Annotated in this window: 14 protein-coding genes; 10 read left to right on the top strand and 4 right to left on the bottom strand. The window is 64.1% G+C overall.

Annotated features, from left to right (window positions below; genetic code table 11):
- The 5 genes from NLM25_RS05485 to NLM25_RS05465 all read left to right on the top strand — a co-directional run bounded on the left by NLM25_RS05485 (window position 1) and on the right by NLM25_RS05465 (window position 6,715).
- Window positions 1–1,020 (top strand): branched-chain amino acid ABC transporter permease, encoded by a 1,020-nt coding sequence (locus tag NLM25_RS05485; protein WP_254136337.1) that lies wholly within the window; start codon window positions 1–3, stop codon window positions 1,018–1,020.
- 40 nt (window positions 1,021–1,060) lie between these two features.
- Complete coding sequence (locus NLM25_RS05480; protein ID WP_254136336.1) at window positions 1,061–2,290, top strand: ABC transporter substrate-binding protein; 1,230 nt, start codon at window positions 1,061–1,063, stop codon at window positions 2,288–2,290.
- Between the two features lie 129 nt (window positions 2,291–2,419).
- Window positions 2,420–3,646, top strand: a complete 1,227-nt coding sequence (locus tag NLM25_RS05475; RefSeq protein WP_254136335.1) for an ABC transporter substrate-binding protein — start codon at window positions 2,420–2,422, stop codon at window positions 3,644–3,646.
- 360 nt (window positions 3,647–4,006) lie between these two features.
- Window positions 4,007–5,236, top strand: a complete 1,230-nt coding sequence (locus NLM25_RS05470; RefSeq protein ID WP_254115936.1) for an ABC transporter substrate-binding protein — start codon at window positions 4,007–4,009, stop codon at window positions 5,234–5,236.
- A 195-nt stretch (window positions 5,237–5,431) separates the two neighbouring features.
- Window positions 5,432–6,715 (top strand): glycerate kinase, encoded by a 1,284-nt coding sequence (locus NLM25_RS05465; protein ID WP_254136334.1) that lies wholly within the window; start codon window positions 5,432–5,434, stop codon window positions 6,713–6,715.
- Window positions 6,716–6,886: 171 nt separating this feature from the next.
- Here NLM25_RS05465 and NLM25_RS05460 read toward each other — a convergent pair whose 3' ends face one another.
- Window positions 6,887–7,408, bottom strand: a complete 522-nt coding sequence (locus NLM25_RS05460) for a MarR family winged helix-turn-helix transcriptional regulator (RefSeq protein ID WP_254115931.1) — start codon at window positions 7,406–7,408, stop codon at window positions 6,887–6,889.
- Window positions 7,409–7,586: 178 nt separating this feature from the next.
- On the opposite strand from NLM25_RS05460, the gene NLM25_RS05455 reads away from it, so the two are divergent.
- Genes NLM25_RS05455 through NLM25_RS05445 form a run of 3 tightly spaced genes read left to right on the top strand, consistent with a single transcriptional unit; the run spans window position 7,587 to window position 11,132 of the window.
- Window positions 7,587–8,627, top strand: a complete 1,041-nt coding sequence (locus NLM25_RS05455; protein ID WP_254136333.1) for a branched-chain amino acid ABC transporter permease — start codon at window positions 7,587–7,589, stop codon at window positions 8,625–8,627.
- A gap of 7 nt (window positions 8,628–8,634) precedes the next feature.
- Window positions 8,635–10,404 carry an ATP-binding cassette domain-containing protein gene (locus NLM25_RS05450; RefSeq protein WP_254136332.1) on the top strand — a complete coding sequence of 590 codons (1,770 nt, stop codon included), beginning with the start codon at window positions 8,635–8,637 and terminating at the stop codon, window positions 10,402–10,404.
- A complete protein-coding gene (locus tag NLM25_RS05445) occupies window positions 10,401–11,132 on the top strand; it encodes an ABC transporter ATP-binding protein (protein WP_254136331.1) in 732 nt (243 codons plus the stop codon). The genes NLM25_RS05450 and NLM25_RS05445 overlap by 4 nt, the downstream gene beginning before the upstream one ends.
- A gap of 181 nt (window positions 11,133–11,313) precedes the next feature.
- Here the strand turns inward: NLM25_RS05445 and NLM25_RS05440 are convergent, their stop codons facing one another.
- Window positions 11,314–11,937: a pyridoxamine 5'-phosphate oxidase family protein gene (locus NLM25_RS05440; protein ID WP_254136330.1), complete on the bottom strand. Its 624-nt coding sequence runs from the start codon at window positions 11,935–11,937 to the stop codon at window positions 11,314–11,316.
- 122 nt (window positions 11,938–12,059) lie between these two features.
- Between NLM25_RS05440 and NLM25_RS05435 the strand changes: the two genes are divergently transcribed.
- A complete protein-coding gene (locus NLM25_RS05435) occupies window positions 12,060–12,944 on the top strand; it encodes a LysR family transcriptional regulator (protein ID WP_254136329.1) in 885 nt (294 codons plus the stop codon).
- 149 nt (window positions 12,945–13,093) lie between these two features.
- Here the strand turns inward: NLM25_RS05435 and NLM25_RS05430 are convergent, their stop codons facing one another.
- On the bottom strand, window positions 13,094–13,513 hold the full coding sequence (locus tag NLM25_RS05430) for a PaaI family thioesterase (RefSeq protein WP_254136328.1): 420 nt from the start codon (window positions 13,511–13,513) through the stop codon (window positions 13,094–13,096).
- A 228-nt stretch (window positions 13,514–13,741) separates the two neighbouring features.
- Complete coding sequence (pobA, locus tag NLM25_RS05425) at window positions 13,742–14,911, bottom strand: 4-hydroxybenzoate 3-monooxygenase (RefSeq protein ID WP_254136327.1); 1,170 nt, start codon at window positions 14,909–14,911, stop codon at window positions 13,742–13,744.
- Between the two features lie 265 nt (window positions 14,912–15,176).
- On the opposite strand from pobA, the gene NLM25_RS05420 reads away from it, so the two are divergent.
- A complete protein-coding gene (locus tag NLM25_RS05420; RefSeq protein WP_254115915.1) occupies window positions 15,177–16,193 on the top strand; it encodes a TRAP transporter substrate-binding protein in 1,017 nt (338 codons plus the stop codon).
- Window positions 16,194–16,295 lie beyond the last annotated feature (102 nt).

Below are 16,295 nucleotides of genomic sequence, written 5' to 3'. Positions count from 1 at the left end.
ATGAGCGCTGCAGAAGAAGTCGTTGCAGAAGGCCACCAGGCGGTCGAGGCCGTTCCGAAGCGGGCCATGACGCTGGGCACCGGCACCTCGCTGGTGGTGCTGGCGGTGCTCCTGATCGTGCCGCTGTTCGTCAAGAACTTCATCATCTTCCAGATGACGATGCTCCTGATCTACGGGCTTGCCGTGCTGGCGCTGAACATCCTGACCGGCGGCAGCGGCCAGTTCTCGCTCGGCCAGAGCGCGTTCTATGCCGTCGGCGCCTATACGTCGGCGGTGCTGATGGAGCACGCCAACATCAACTACGCGCTGACCATTCCGGTTTCCGCCGCGGTCTGCTTCGGGTTCGGTTACCTGTTCGGCAAACCGGCCCTGCGGCTGTCGGGCGTCTATCTCGCGCTTGCGACCTTCGCACTCGCCACCGCGATGCCGCAGCTCCTGAAGCTGAACTTCCTGGAACACTGGACCGGCGGCGTGCAGGGCCTCGTCGTCACCAAGCCCGACGCGCCGTTCGGCCTGCCGATGTCGCAGGACATGTGGCTGTACTACTTCACGCTCATCGTGACGATTGCGATCTACATCTTCTCCGTGAACCTGTTGCGCTCGAGGTCCGGCCGCGCCTTCATGGCAATCCGGGACAACGAGATCGCGGCTTCCTCGATGGGTGTCAACGTCGCGCTCTACAAGACGCTGGCCTTCGGCGTGTCGGCGGCAATCACCGGCGTCGCCGGCTCGCTCGGCGCCATCGCGGTGCAGTTCGTGGCGCCCGACAGCTACACCATCACGCTCGCGATCTCGCTGTTCCTCGGCATGGTCGTCGGCGGCGTCGGCTGGCTGCCCGGCTCGTTCGTCGGTGCGGCCTTCATCATCTTCGTGCCGAACATGGCGGAGAGCATTTCCAAAGGCCTCTCCGGCGCCGTGTTCGGCGTGCTGCTGTTCCTCGTCATCTACCTCGTGCCGCACGGCGCAAGGCAGGTCGCGATCCTGGGCCAGCAACTCGCCGGCAAGCTCAGGAAGAACTGAAACTCCCGTCACGACTGTTTGTTTAACCAAGGAGACCCAATTGCTTTTCCGAACAACACTGCGAACCGCAGCGCTCGCGACTGCGGTCGCAACCCTCGCCTCCAGCGCAGCACTCGCCCAGAAGAAATACGACACCGGCGCAAGTGACACCGAGATCAAGATCGGCAACATCATGCCGTACAGCGGTCCGGCGTCGGCCTATGGCATCATCGGCAAGACCGAAGAAGCCTATTTCAAGATGATCAACGACAAGGGCGGCATCAACGGCCGCAAGATCAACTTCGTCACCTATGACGACGCCTATTCGCCGCCGAAGGCCGTCGAGCAGGTCCGCAAGCTCGTCGAGAGCGACGAGGTGCTGGCCGTGTATAATCCGCTCGGCACGCCCTCGAACACCGCGATCCAGAAGTACCTGAACGCCAAGAAGATCCCGCAGCTCTTCGTCGCCACCGGCGCCACCAAGTGGAACGACCCGAAGGGCTTCCCCTGGACCATGGGCTGGCAGCCGTCCTACCAGAGCGAAGCGCAGATCTACGCGAAATGGCTGATGAAGGAGAAGCCGAACGCCAAGGTCGCGATCCTCTATCAGAACGACGATTTCGGCAAAGACTACCTCAAGGGCACCAAGGATGGTCTCGGCGCCAAGGGCGCGTCCATGATCATCATGGAAGAGAGCTATGAGATCTCCGAGCCGTCGATCGACGGCCACATCGTCAAGATCAAGGCCGCCAATCCCGACGTGCTGCTGATCTACGCGACGCCGAAGTTCGCGGCCCAGACCATCAAGAAGACCGCCGAGCTCAGCTGGAAGCCGCTCCAGATCCTCACCAACGTGTCGATCTCGGTCGGCAGCGTGATGAAGCCGGCCGGCTTCGAGGCCTCGCAGGACGTGCTGTCGGCCGCCTACGCCAAGGACTCCACCGACCCGCAGTGGAACAACGACCCCGGCATGAAGAAGTGGAACGAGTTCGTCGACAAGTACATGCCCGGCGCAGACAAGACCGACACCGGCATGGTCTACGGCTACGGCGCGGCATCGACCCTCGTCAAGACTCTGGAAATGTGCGGCGACGACCTCACCCGCGCCAACCTGATGAAGCAGGCGGCGAGCCTGAAGGACTTTGCGCCGGACACCCTGCTGCCCGGCGTCAAGATCAACACCAGCGCCACCGACTTCGCTCCGATTTCGCAGCTGCAGATGCAGCGCTTCAAGGGCGAGAAATGGGAACTGTTCGGCGAGATCATCAGCGGCGACGTCGCCTCCGAGTGACGTGCTGACGTCATAGTCCAAACCTGGTCCAAATCGACAAAGCCCCCGCGGGTGACCGCGGGGGCTTTTTGTTGACGTCCGGCGTCAATCTTGTTCAATGCGGCGCCGATCCATTCCGGGTGGAGAAAAATGACTGCCGTTCGATTTCAGGTTGTGGCCATTTCGGCCGCGCTCGCGTTGTGCACTGCGATGAGCAGCCCGGCACTCGCGCAAAAGAAATACGACAGCGGCGCTTCCGATACCGAGATCAAGATCGGCAACATCATGCCCTATAGCGGGCCGGCCTCCGCCTATGCCGCGATCGGCAAGGCCGAGGAAGCCTATTTCAACAAGATCAATGCCGGAGGCGGCATCAACGGCCGCAAGATCAAGTTCATCTCCTACGACGACGGCTATTCGCCGCCGAAGACGGTGGAACAGGCACGCAAGCTGGTCGAGAGCGACGGCGTGCTGCTGATCTTCGGCTCGCTCGGCACCTCCACCAACGGCGCCATCCGCAAATACATGAACGACAAGAAGGTGCCGCAATTGTTCGTGGCGAGCGGCGCCTCGAAGTGGAACGACCCCAAGCAATATCCGTGGACCATGGGCTGGCAGCCGAGCTACGCCAGCGAGGCGCGCATCTACGCCAAATACGTCATGAAGGAGAAGCCGGACGCGAAGATCGGCGTGCTCTACCAGAACGACGATTTCGGCAAGGATTACCTGAAGGGCCTGAAGGACGGCCTCGGCGCCAAGGCGTCGATGATCGTATTGGAAGACGGCTACGACACTTCGGAGCCCGCCATCGACGAGCACGTCGTGAAATTGAAGGCCTCGGGCGCCGACGTCTTCATCAGCATCACCACGCCGAAATTCGCAGCGCAGGCGATCAAGAAGGCCGCCGAGATCAACTGGCATCCGGTCCACATCATCTCCAACGTCTCGGCCTCGGTCGGGGGCGTGCTCGAGCCGGCGGGGCTCGAGATCTCGCAAGGCATCCTGTCGGCGAGCTACGCCAAGGACGGCTCCGACCCGCAATGGAATGCCGATGACGGCATGAAGAAGTTCTATGACTTCCTCGCCCAATTCGATCCCAAGGCCAACAAGCTCGATGCCGGCGTGGTGTTCGGCTATGGCGCGGCCCAGACCATGGTGAAGGTGCTGCAAATGTGCGGCGACGATCTCACCCGCGAGAACGTCATGAAGCAGGCCGCCAGCCTGAAGGATTTCGAGCCCGACACGCTGCTGCCCGGCATCAAGATCAACACCGCAGCCGATAATTACGCCCCGATCGAGCAGCTCCAGATGATGCGGTTCAAGGGCAGGAAATGGGAGCTGTTCGGTGACATCATCTCGAGCGGGCTCGGCCACTGAAAGCTCTCAACTCGATATGGCTTGGCGACAGTTCGTAGGGTGGGCAAAGCGAAGCGTGCCCACCACCTCTATCCAACCCAGGCAGATCGTGGGCACGGCGCGAAGAATGCGCCTTTGCCCACCCTACGAAACCGAAGATTGATAGCAGTATATTCGTCAATCAGAGGAAGCGACACCTTCTCGCAGTCGCACACGAGAGCACACCGGTCCCTGACTACTAAAGGAGCAGCCCCTGCGACGCCGTCACGGGGGCTTTCTGTTGAAGGCGCCTGCTAAATCGGGTTGAATTGCGGCGACGTCGCCAAGAACGGTCAAGCCAAAAAAAGGACGCACACACACCAAGAAAATAGGGAGATAGGAATGCCTGCTGTCACCGGCAAACTTGCGGCCGCGTCACTGGCGCTTGCGCTCATTGCTGCCTCGGCCTCCACCGCATCGGCCCAGAAGAAATACGATACCGGCGCGACCGATACCGAGATCAAGATCGGCAACATCATGCCCTACAGCGGACCGGCCTCCGCCTACGGCATCATCGGACGGACCGAAGCCGCCTACTTCAAGAAGATCAACGAAGAGGGCGGCATCAACGGCCGCAAGATCAATTTCATCTCCTATGACGACGCCTACTCGCCGCCGAAGACGGTGGAGCAGGCCCGCAAGCTGGTCGAGAGCGACGAGGTGCTCTTCATCTTCAACTCGCTCGGCACGCCGCCGAACTCGGCGATCCACAAATACATGAACTCGAAGAAGGTGCCGCAGCTGTTCGTCGCGACCGGCGCCACCAAGTGGAACGATCCGCAGAACTTCCCCTGGACCATGGGCTGGCAGCCCAACTACCAAAGCGAAACGCAGATCTATGCGAAGTGGCTGCTCAAGAACAAGCCGGACGCCAAGATCGCCGTGCTCTTCCAGAACGACGATTACGGCAAGGACTATCTGAAGGGCCTGAAGGACGGCCTTGGCTCGAAAGCCGCCTCGATGATCATCATCGAAGAGAGCTACGAGACCTCCGAGCCGACCATCGACAACCACATCGTGAAGCTGAAGTCGACCGGCGCCGACGTCTTCATGAACATCACGACGCCGAAATTCGCGGCGCAGGCGATCAAGAAGAATGCCGAGATCGGCTGGAAGCCGCTGCACTTCCTCAACAACGTCTCGGCCTCCGTCGGCAGCGTGATGAAGCCGGCCGGCTTCGAGAACGGCCAGGACATCATCTCGGCCGACTATCTGAAGGACGTCTCCGATCCCGAGTGGAACAACGACGCCGGCATGAAGGAATTTATCGCCTTCATGACAAAATACTTCCCGGAAGGCGACAAGCTCGACAAGGGCACCATCGTCGGCTACGCGGTGGCGCAGACGCTGGTTCATGTGCTGAAGCAGTGCGGCGACAATCTCACGCGCGAGAACGTCATGAAGCAAGCCGCGAACGTGAAGGACTTCCGCACCGAAGCGCTGCTGCCGGGAATCCAGATCAACACGTCTGCGACCGACTTCGCGCCGATCAGCCAGCTCCGCCTCGAGAAATTCAAGGGCGAGCGCTGGGAACTGTTCGGTGACGTGATCAGCGCCGACGTCGGCGGCTAGTCGCCAGACACACACGAGACGACAAAACCCCCGGCGCTGGTCGCGCAGGGGGTTTTTGTTTTGCGTCCCGATTATGATCACGCGATTGCACAATCGAATGATGGCAAAGCCTGCTTACGCTTTCGCAGCCAATGCGGTAGGCATGGGATCGGCACGCCTGCCGCCCGTCTCTTCCGTCCGCTCAAGGCCCTCGTCATGACCGACCGACGTCCCCTGCTCCGCGCGCTCTACGACGCCGCCGTTGCCGCCGCCCATCCCAGCGCGATTCTGGCGGCTCACTTGCGGCCCGCGCCAAGGGGACGCGTGATCTGCCTTGCCGCCGGCAAGGGCGCAGGCGCGATGGCCGCGGCCGCCGAGCGGCATTATCTCGACACGCTCAAGCTCGCGCCGGAGCGCCTCGTCGGCATCGCCACCACCCGCCACGGCTATGGCGTACCGACGCGCCGCATCCGCGTGGTCGAGGCCGGCCATCCCGTGCCCGACGAAGCCGGCTTGAAGGGCGCCGCCGATACGCTCGCGCTCGCCGGCGAGGCTGGCCCCGACGATCTGCTGCTGGTGCTGCTCACCGGCGGCGGCTCGGCGAACTGGATCGCGCCGGTGGACGGCGTCAGCTTCGCGCAGAAGCAGGCGGTCAACAAGGCGCTGCTGCGCTCGGGCGCGCCGATCGGCGAGATGAACATCGTCAGGAAACATCTGTCGCGGATCAAGGGCGGCCGGCTGGCGCGCGCCGGCCAGAATGCCGCCGAGATCGTGACGCTCGCGATCTCCGACGTGCCGCATGACGATCCCTCGGCGATCGCCTCCGGTCCGACCGTGCCGGATCCGAGCACGCTGGCGGACGCGCGCGCGATCGTCGCGAAATACAAGCTCGCCGTCGACGATGCCGTCCGCCGCGCGCTCGATGATTCCAGTAACGAAAGCTGCAAGCCCGGCGACGCCGCCTTTGCGCGCGCGCATTTCGAGCTGATCGCGCGTCCCAAGCAATCGCTCGACGCCGCGGTGAAGCTCGCGAAGGAGGCCGGTTACGAGACCATCGATCTCGGCGCCGATCTCGAAGGCGAGGCCCGCGATGTCGCCGCCGCTCATGCGAGGCTGGCGCTAGATGCGCGCGCGCAAGGCAAGCGCATCGCGATCCTCTCGGGCGGCGAGCTCACGGTCACCGTGCGCGGCAATGGGCGCGGCGGTCCGAACCAGGAATACGCGCTGGCACTCGCCGCGTTGTTGAAAGACACGCCCGACATCTCGGCGCTGGCCGGTGACACCGACGGCGCCGACGGCGGTGCCGGCCACCCCACCGATCCCGCCGGCGCGCTGATCGACGCGGCCACCTTTGCGAAGATGACGGCGCAGGGGCTTAAGCCGCAGGCGTATCTGGACAACAACGATGCGACCACGTTCTTCGAGGCGACCGGAGATCTGCTGATGCCGGGCCCGACGCTGACGAACGTGAACGACATCAGGGTGATCTTGGTGGATTGAGACTTCCACCCTCCCCTGGAGGGGGAGGGTCGATCGCGCAAAGCGCGAGCGGGGTGGGGTGATCTCTCCACTTGGGCACTGTTCGTCGCGGAGGGACCGTCACCCCACCCCGTCTCATATTTCGCTGCGCTCAATATGAGCCGACCCTCCCCCTCCAGGGGAGGGTAAGCCTCAAAACTCGTTGGCGATCTTCGAGAGCATCGCCAGCAGGGCTTCGCGGTTGGCCTGCCCCAAAAGTTCGTTCAGCCGCGACTCGTGCTTGGTGGCGACGAGCTTTTTCGCCCGCGTCAGCACGGCCTTGCCCTTGTCAGTCAAGACCAGGATGTGCGAGCGGCGGTCGTTGGTGGAGCGGATCCGCGCGCAAAGGTCGCGGCTCTCCAGATTGTCGAGCAAGGCCACGAAATTCGGGCGCAGGATGCCGAGGGTCGAGGCGATCTCGGTCTGGTTACGGCCCGGATTCTTCTCGACCAGCAGCAGCACGGAGAACTGCGCGGGCGTGAGCTGGAGCGAGGCCATGCAGCGCAGGAAGTTCTCGAACACCTTGAGCTGCGCCCGCTTCAGCACATAGCCGAGCTGCTCGGAGAGCTCGCCAAGCTGGAGGGCTTCAGGCTGCGCCTCGGCGGCGTCCTTGCGGCCCTTGGCCGCGTCGCCGGACTTTTCGGAAGACTTTTCAGCGGTTTTGGAAACGGTCATCGCCACGTGCTCGTGATCCCGCTAAATTCGGGGCGGGTCGTTCCGCCACCCTTGAGATTATATTTGATAATTGTTATGGACCATATCAAATATCGTCAGCGTTTTTCAATGGCTGTGAGCGGACCGTCCACCACAATCGGGGGGACGGGTCCGGATTTTTGAGGGGGAGCGTCCGGTCTTGAATACCACCATCATGCTGTTCCTGGTACAGGACGGCATCACCAATGGCGCGATCTATGCGCTGCTCGGCCTGGCGCTGGTGCTGGTGTTCGCCGTCACCCGCGTGATCCTGATCCCCCAGGGCGAATTCGTCACCTACGGCGCGCTGACCTATGCCTCGCTGGCCGCGGGCCAGATGCCGGGCACGGCCAAGCTGGCGCTGGCCCTCGGCATCGGCGCCTTCGCCTTCGACCTGTTCGTGGCGCGCAAGGCGCTGCACGGGCGCCTGATCGTACGCAGCCTCGTCGCCAACATCGTGCTGCCGGCCATCGTGCTGGCGCTGACGGTCTACTTCGCCAGCCAGAAGCCCCCGGTGGCGGTCTGCATCGCGCTGTCGCTGGTGATCGTCGCGATGATCGGTCTGTATCTCTACCGCATCGCGTTCCAGCCGCTGGCGCACACTTCGGTGCTGGTGCTGCTGATCGCCTCGGTGGGCGTCCATCTCGCGCTTCAGGGACTGGGCCTCTTGTTCTTCGGCGCCGAAGGCCAGCGCGGACCTGCCGTGCTGTCCGGCTCCTTCACCGCCGGCGCGCTGCGCTTCACCGGCCAGAGCATCACCGTCTATGCCATTACCGCCGCCTTCATCGTCGGGCTCTGGCTGTTCTTCGGCCTGACGCTCTACGGCAAGGCGCTGCGCGCGACCGCCGTGAACCGGCTCGGCGCCCGCCTTGCCGGCATCCGCACCACGCTGTCCGGCCAGATCGCCTTCCTGCTGGCGTCCGTGATCGGCGCGCTGTCGGGCATCATGATCGTGCCGATCACGACGCTTTATTACGACTCGGGCTTCCTGATCGGCCTCAAGGGTTTCGTCGCCGCGATCATCGGCGGCCTCGTCAGCTATCCCCTGACCGCCGTCGCGGCGCTGGTCGTCGGCATCGTCGAGGCGTTCTCGTCCTTCTATGCCTCCAACTACAAGGAGGTGATCGTTTTCATGCTGCTGATTCCCGTGCTGCTGCTGCGCTCGCTCGCCGCGCCCGCGGTCGAGGAAGAGAAGGACTGACGCCAAGATGCAGAGCCGGCTTCCCATCCTCGTCTTCGCGCTTCTCATGGCGGCGATCCCGTTTGTCCCGGGCATGCCGCCGTTCTGGATCGTGCTGCTCGACAATATCGGCCTCGCCGCCCTCGTCGCGATGGGCCTCGTGCTGCTGACCGGCGTCGGCGGCCTGACCTCTTTTGGACAAGCAGCTTTCGTCGGCTTCGGCGCCTACACCACCGCGGTGCTGTCGACGGCCTATGGCCTGTCGCCGTGGCTGACCCTGCCGCTGTCGCTGCTCGTCAGCGGATCGTTGGCGGTGCTGCTCGGGCTGGTGACCGTCCGTCTCTCCGGACACTATCTGCCGCTCGGCACGCTCGCCTGGGGACTTGGCCTGTTCTATCTCTTCAGCAAGCTGGAATTCCTCGGGAGGAACGACGGCATCTCGGCGATCCCGCCGCTGTCGATCGGCGCGTTCAAGATGCTCTCGCCCGGCTCGATCTATTACGCGATCTGGGTTGCCGTGATCCTCTCGGCCTTGCTGACGATGAACCTGCTGGACTCCCGCACCGGCCGCGCCATTCGCGCGCTGCGCCGCGGTCACGTCGCGGCCGAGGCGTTCGGCGTCCACACGCCGCGCGCCAAGCTCCTGGTGTTCATCCATGCCGCCGTGCTCGCCGGCCTCTCCGGCTGGCTCTACGCGCACCTTCAGCGCGCCGTGAACCCGACGCCGTTCGGCGCGCAGGCCGGCATCGAATATCTCTTCATCGCCGTGGTCGGCGGCGCCGGTTATGTCTGGGGCGGCGTGCTGGGCGCTGCGATCGTCGTGGTCCTGAAGGAGGTGCTGCAGAGCTATCTGCCGCTGATCCTGCCGGGCTCCGGGCAGGTCGAGACCATCGTGTTCGGCATCATGCTGGTGGCGCTGCTGCAACTCGCGCCCGGCGGCGTCTGGCCCTGGCTGATGTCGTTCCTGCCCGAACGCACCGGTGGCAGGAAGCCGGACACCTCGCTGAAACTGGAGCAGCGCACCCGCCTGTCCGGACAAGACGGCGTGCTGCTCCAGGTCGAGAAAGCGCGAAAACAGTTCGGCGGCGTTATCGCGGTCAACAACGTCTCCTTCGACGTGCAGGCCCGCGAGATCGTCGCGCTGATCGGGCCGAACGGCGCCGGCAAGAGCACGACGTTCAACCTGATCACCGGCGTGCTGTCGGCGACATCGGGCTCGATCTCGGTGCTCGGCAAGAAGGTCGACAGGGCGCCACCGCAGGAGATCGTCAAGCTCGGCATCTCCCGCACCTTCCAGCATGTGAAGCTCGTCCCCGACATGACCGTGCTGGAGAACGTCGCGATCGGCGCACATCTGCGCGGCCATGCGGGGCCGATCTCCTCGATGCTGCGGCTCGACCGTGCCGATGAAGCCAGGCTGCTCGCGGAGGCCGCCCGCCAGATCGAGCGCGTGGGCCTCGCCGAGCAGATGCATCAGCTCGCAGGCTCGCTCTCGCTGGGCCAGCAGCGCATCGTCGAGATCGCCCGCGCGCTCTGCGTCGACCCGATGCTGCTGCTGCTCGACGAGCCGGCCGCCGGCCTGCGCCACATGGAGAAGCAGCGGCTGGCCGCGCTGCTGCGCGAATTGCGCGACGGCGGCATGAGCGTGCTGCTGGTCGAGCACGACATGGGCTTCGTGATGAACCTCGCCGACCGCATCGTGGTGCTGGATTTCGGCACCAAGATCGCGGAAGGCACGCCCGCCACGATCAAGACCAACCCCGAAGTGATCAAGGCCTATCTCGGAGTGGCGGCATGAGCGCGCTGTTGTCCGTCACCGACGCGCATGTCGCCTATGGCAAGGTCGAGGCCGTGCGCTCGGTCTCGCTCGAGGTCGGCGCCAACCAGATCGTGACCATCGTCGGCGCCAATGGCGCCGGCAAGACCACGCTGCTGTCGGCCATCATGGGTATCCTGCCGCTGAAGGGCCGCGTCACCTTCGCAGGCCAGGATCTGTCACGGCTCGACATCGAGGACCGCGTCGCGATGGGGCTCGGCCTCGTTCCCGAGCACCGCGAATTGTTCGTGACCATGAATGTCGAGGACAATCTCGAGCTGGGGGCCTTCCGCATCGAGAGAAGCAAGGCGAAAGCCTCGATGGAGCGCGTTTACACGCTGTTTCCGCGGCTGAAGGAGCGGCGCAAGCAGTTGGCCGGCACGCTCTCCGGTGGCGAGCAGCAGATGCTCGCGATGGGCCGCGCGCTGATGGGCGAGCCGAAACTGCTGATGCTGGACGAGCCCAGCCTCGGCCTCGCGCCGATCATCGTCGCCGACATCTTCCGGATCGTCACCGAGCTGCGCGCCAGCGGCGTCTCCGTGCTGCTGGTCGAGCAGAACGCGCAGGCCGCGTTGAAGATCGCGGACCAGGCCTATGTGATGGAGCTCGGCGAGTTCGTGCTCAGCGGCAAGGCCAGCGACATCGCGGCGAACGAGCGCGTGGCAGCCAGCTATCTCGGCTTCCAGCATGAGGGCGCGAGCGGGCTGTAATTTGTCTTACCCTCCCCTGGAGGGGGAGGGTCGGCTCACATGGAGCGCAGCGAAATGTGAGACGGGGTGGGGTGAAAGTCTCTCCACATCCAACAGCGCCCGAGTGGAGAGATCACCCCACCCCGCTCGCGCTGCGCGCGATCGACCCTCCCCCTCCAGGGGAGGGTAAGCAAGCAGCGGCTTATGTCGCCGCCTTCTCCCCCTTCAACGCCGCCAGCTCCGCCTCGAGCTCCGCAATCCGCGCATCCCTTGCCGCCAGCGCCGCTGCGACATCCGCTGCATCGAACTTCTGCGGGATGTGCTGCGGGCAATTGGTGTCCCACGCCGTGATCTTGAACAGGATCACCTGCTCCGGCCGCGCGCGGTAGCCTTTCGGCATCAGGGCCGTCGTCATCGCCTCGTCGTCCTCGACCACGCGCGCCTCACCCCAGATCTTCACCCGGCGGCGATGGGCGTAGTCCATCACGAAGATGTAGGCCTTTGGATTCTCCGACAGGTTCCCCTGCGTGATGTATTGCCGGTTGCCGGCGTAGTCCGTGAAGGCCAAGGTCTGCTTGTCCAGCACCTTCAGAAAGCCCTTCGGGCCGCCACGATGCTGGATGTAGGGCTGGCCATCGGCCGCGGCGGTGGCGAAGTAAAAACTGTTGGCATCAGCCAGGAACGCCGCGAGGTTCTCATCGACCTCGGTGCGCCAGCCGCGCTGCTCGGCGATAGCATAGCCTTCGCGTGACCCCTTTCGGGTCTGGATCGATTTCACCGCCGGCGTGAAGGCCACATCGCTGGCGTAGGTGTGAGTTGCCGTCATCGGAATATCTCCTGGAATCCCGGCGCATCTCTGCGTCTTTTCGCTCTCTAAAGTGGACCTTCCAGCGCTTAAAACAATCTGGCCGCTTGACACTTCATCATTGCGGTATATGCAATAATGCGATGGACCGCCTCGAGGCCATGCACGTCTTCGTCACCGTCGCCGATCTGCGCGGCTTTGCGCCGGCGGCACGCAAGCTGCGGCTGTCGCCTTCGGCGGTGACGCGGCTGATCGCGGCGCTAGAGGACCATCTCGGCGCGCGGCTGCTGCAACGGACCACCCGGCAGGTCAGATTGACCGACGTCGGCACGCGCTATCTGGAGCGCGCCCGCCGCATCCTCGCCGATGTCGAGGAGGCCGACGGCTCCGCGCGGGAGGAGCGCAACCGGCCGAGCGGGCGGCTGGTGGTGTCGGCCCCGGTCGGCTTCGGCCGGCTCCATGTCGGGCCGGTGATGACGGCCTACCTCAAACGCTATCCCGAGGTCGCCTGCGAGCTCAGGCTGTCGGATCACCTCGTCAATCTCGTGGAAGACGCCGTCGACGCCGCCGTCCGCATCGGCCATCTCGCCGATTCCTCACTGGTCGCGCGCCAGGTCGGCGAGATGCGGCGAATCGTGGTGGCAACATCCGGCTATCTCAAGCGTCATGGCGAACCGAAGACGCCGGAGGAATTGCTCGCGCACCAGACCATAGCATTCGGCCCATCGGCCAGCTGGCGCTTCGCGCAGGACGGCCGCGATATCGAGGTGGCCCTATCTCCGCGCTTCACCAGCAACAGCGCCGACGTAGCCTTGCAATATGCCGAAGCCGGCGGCGGCGTGACGCGCGTGCTGGCCTATCAGGCCGCCGAGGGCCTGAAGCGCGGGCGGCTCAAGATCGTGCTGGCCAAATACGAGCAGCCGGCGCTGCCGATCCACATCGTCTATCCGACATCGCGCCTGCTCTCGGCCAAGGTGCGCGCGTTCATCGATCTCGTGGTGGAGACGGCGGAGTGGCGGTTCGGGTGACGCTCTTGTCCCGGACGCGCTGCAACGCGTAGCGTTGCTGCGCAGAGCCGGGACCCATAAAGCGGCCCAGGGTCGAGTCGATAGATGGGTCCCGGCTCTGCGGAGCGGCACTTCGTGCCGCACCGCGTCCGGGACACGAGAGAGCGGAGCTACCCTTTCTTCGGCACCACCCGGAACGTGCCGCTCGCCCGCGCGATCACGACATCGTCGGCCTTTGCGAGGCTCTGCGCGAAACAGATCGTCTTGCCGGTCCTGATCACGTCGCTCTCGATCGCAAGCCACTGGCCAATCTCGGCGGAGCCGACGAAATCAACCGTGAGTGACACCGTCACGAAAGACGTGGTCCAGCCCGTCGCCTGCGCGCAGCTATAGCCCATGGCGTTGTCGGCGAGCGCGGCGATGAGGCCGCCATGGATCAGGCCGCGGCCGTTGGTATGCGGCCTGGCGAGGCGAAGGCCGATGATGACGGCCTTGTCGGTCTTCTTGGCGTAAAGCGGCTCCCAGGGCTCGGTGAGCGGGCTCTTGCGGAACAGCGGCTCGAAGCCCTCGGGGATGTCGGTGTCGGTCATCTGCATCTCGCGTTGCTGGTGAGTTGCCAGCATTGAACGCGATGGACGTGACGGACGCATCAATTACAAAGTTTTAAACGGGATTTGCGCGGGCGTTTGAAACGCAGACGCTGCGCGATGCCGTAGGGTGGGCAAAGGCGCAAAGCGCCGTGCCCACCATCTTACACAACTGATAGCGCTGGTGGGCACGCTTCGCTTTGCCCACCCTACGGCACCGTGAGTGCCGCCCTAAAACGGCAGCCCCACATAGTTCTCCGACAACGACGTCATCGCGGCCTGCGACTGCGTGACGTAGTCGAGTTCGGCGAGCTGGATGCGCGCGCCAATGGTGCCGGTGTCCGGGAATTTGTGCAGCATCGAGGTCATCCACCAGGAGAAGCGCACCGCTTTCCAGACCCGCGCCAGCGCCTTGGCGGAGTAGGCGCCGATCCCGGCGCTCGATTTCTCGTCGTAGAATTCGCGGAGCGCGCTCGACAGATAATGTGCGTCGCTTGCAGCCAGGTTCAGCCCCTTCGCGCCGGTCGGCGGCACGATGTGGGCGGCGTCGCCGCACAGGAACATCCGTCCGAAGCGCATCGGCTCGGCGACGAAGCTGCGCAAGGGCGCGATGCTCTTCTCGATCGAGGGGCCGGTGACGAGGCTGTCGGCGGCCTCCTGGTCCAGCCGGCGCCTCAATTCGTCCCAGAAGCGGTCGTCCGGCCATTGGTCGACATGCTCGTCGAGCGCGCACTGCACATAGTAACGGCTGCGCCTGGTCGAGCGCATGGTGCACAGCGCAAAGCCGCGGGCGTGGTTGGAATAGATCAGCTCGTGGCTGACCGGGGGCGTATCGGAGAGGATGCCGAGCCAGCCGAACGGGTAGACCCGCTCGAACTCCTCGATCGCCGTGGCCGGGACACTGGCGCGGCTGACGCCGTGGAAGCCGTCGCAACCGGCGATGAAGTCGCAGTCAATCGTATGGGTGACGCCGTCCTTGACGTAGGTTACGCGCGGGTGACTGCCGTCGAAATCGTGCGGCTGCACGTCCCTGGCCTCGTAGACCGAGGTGAGGCCGGCGGCCTTGCGCGCGTTCATCAGGTCGAGCGTGACCTCGGTCTGGCCGTAGATCATGACCGTCTTGCCGGTCGCTGCCTTCATGTCGATGCGGTGACGGCGGCCGGAAAAGGCGAGCTCGATGCCTTCATGCAGCAGGCCTTCGGCATGCGCCCGCGCGCTGGCGCCGATCTGGTCGAGCAGCGCCACGGTTCCCTCCTCCAGGAGGCCGGCGCGGATGCGGCCGAGCACGTAATCCGGGCTCTGCCGCTCGAGGATGAGATTGTCGATGCCGTATTGATGCAGCAGTTGCCCAAGCAACAATCCAGCCGGCCCGGCCCCGATGATTGCGACTTTTGTCCGCAATACTTGCTCCTCCCGATCCTGTAGGTTTTCGTCGCGGCTCGCTTGTCGCTTCAGGCCGCGCACGATAATTATATCATATAACGGTTGGGCAAAAGGGGAGCGGTGGTCGCCCGGCAGCGACAAATCCATGCAACATGGCTGACATAGACGACGCGGCGGCACGCCGCGCCAGTTCCGGCTTGAACGCACGGGCCAATTAGATAACATGTTAATTAAAGAGACCGGGCCATCGAAGCCCGCGGTCGAAAACAGGGAGAGACGCGTGATGAGAAAAGCCTGTCTGGCGTTGCTGCTGGCAGCAAGCGTGACGCCTGCGTTCGCGCAGGACAAGACCTTCGATCTGAAGGTTTCGCACTGGGTGCCGGCGTCGCACCCGCTGCAGAAGTCGCTGGAAGACTGGGTGGCCGCGGTGAACAAGGATTCCGGCGGCACCATCACGGGCAAGGTGTTTCCGGCCCAGCAGCTCGGCAAGGCGTTCGACCATTACGACATGGCGCGCGACGGCATCGCCGACGTCACCTATGTCAATCCCGGCTACCAGCCCGGCCGCTTCCCGATCATCGGCGCCGGCGAATTGCCGTTCCTGATCTCGGATGCCAAGGGCGGCTCGATGGGGCTGGACGCCTGGTATCGCAAATATGCCGAGAAGGAGATGAAGGACGTCAAGTACTGCCTCGCCTTCGTCCACTCACCCTCCTCCTTCCACTCCAAGACCAAGAAGATCGTGATGCCGGAGGATGTGAAGGGCCTAAAGATCCGCCCGGCGCACGCCACCATGGCGAATTTCGTGACCTCGCTCGGCGGCACCAATGTGCAGTCCTCGGCGCCGGAAGTGCGCGACATCATCGAGCGCGGCGTCGCCGACGGCGTCACCTTCCCCTGGGGCTCCCTCGTGCTGTTCGGCATCGACAAGGTGACCAAGTACGACATGGAGGCGCCGCTCTACACCACGACCTTCGTGTTCGTGATCAACAAGGACAAGTACAATTCGATGTCCGACAAGCAGAAGGCCGCGATCGACAAGAATTGCACGGTCGAGATGGCCGGCGCGGTCGGCGAGCACTGGGGCAAGTTCGAGGATGCCGGCATCGACAAGGTCAAGGCGGAATCCGGCCACGAGGTCTACAAGCTGACACCCGAGCAGACCGCCGCCTGGAAGAAGGCCGCCGAGCCGCTGGTCAAGACCTGGTCCGACGGCGCGAAAAAGGCCGGCGCTGACCCGGACGCCGCGCTCGCGGACCTCAAGGCATCGCTGAAGAAGTACAACGCTCTGGCGGAGTGACGCCAAGCTGCGGCCGCGGCCGGCTCTCGTCTTCCCCCTCGCCCCGTTCTTACGGGGAGAGGGTCGGGGTGAGGGGCTGCTTCCGCAAAGATACTGACAAAT

Source organism: Bradyrhizobium sp. CCGB01 (assembly GCF_024199795.1).
Classification (GTDB): domain Bacteria; phylum Pseudomonadota; class Alphaproteobacteria; order Rhizobiales; family Xanthobacteraceae; genus Bradyrhizobium.
This window is presented reverse-complemented; position numbering and strand designations above follow the sequence as displayed.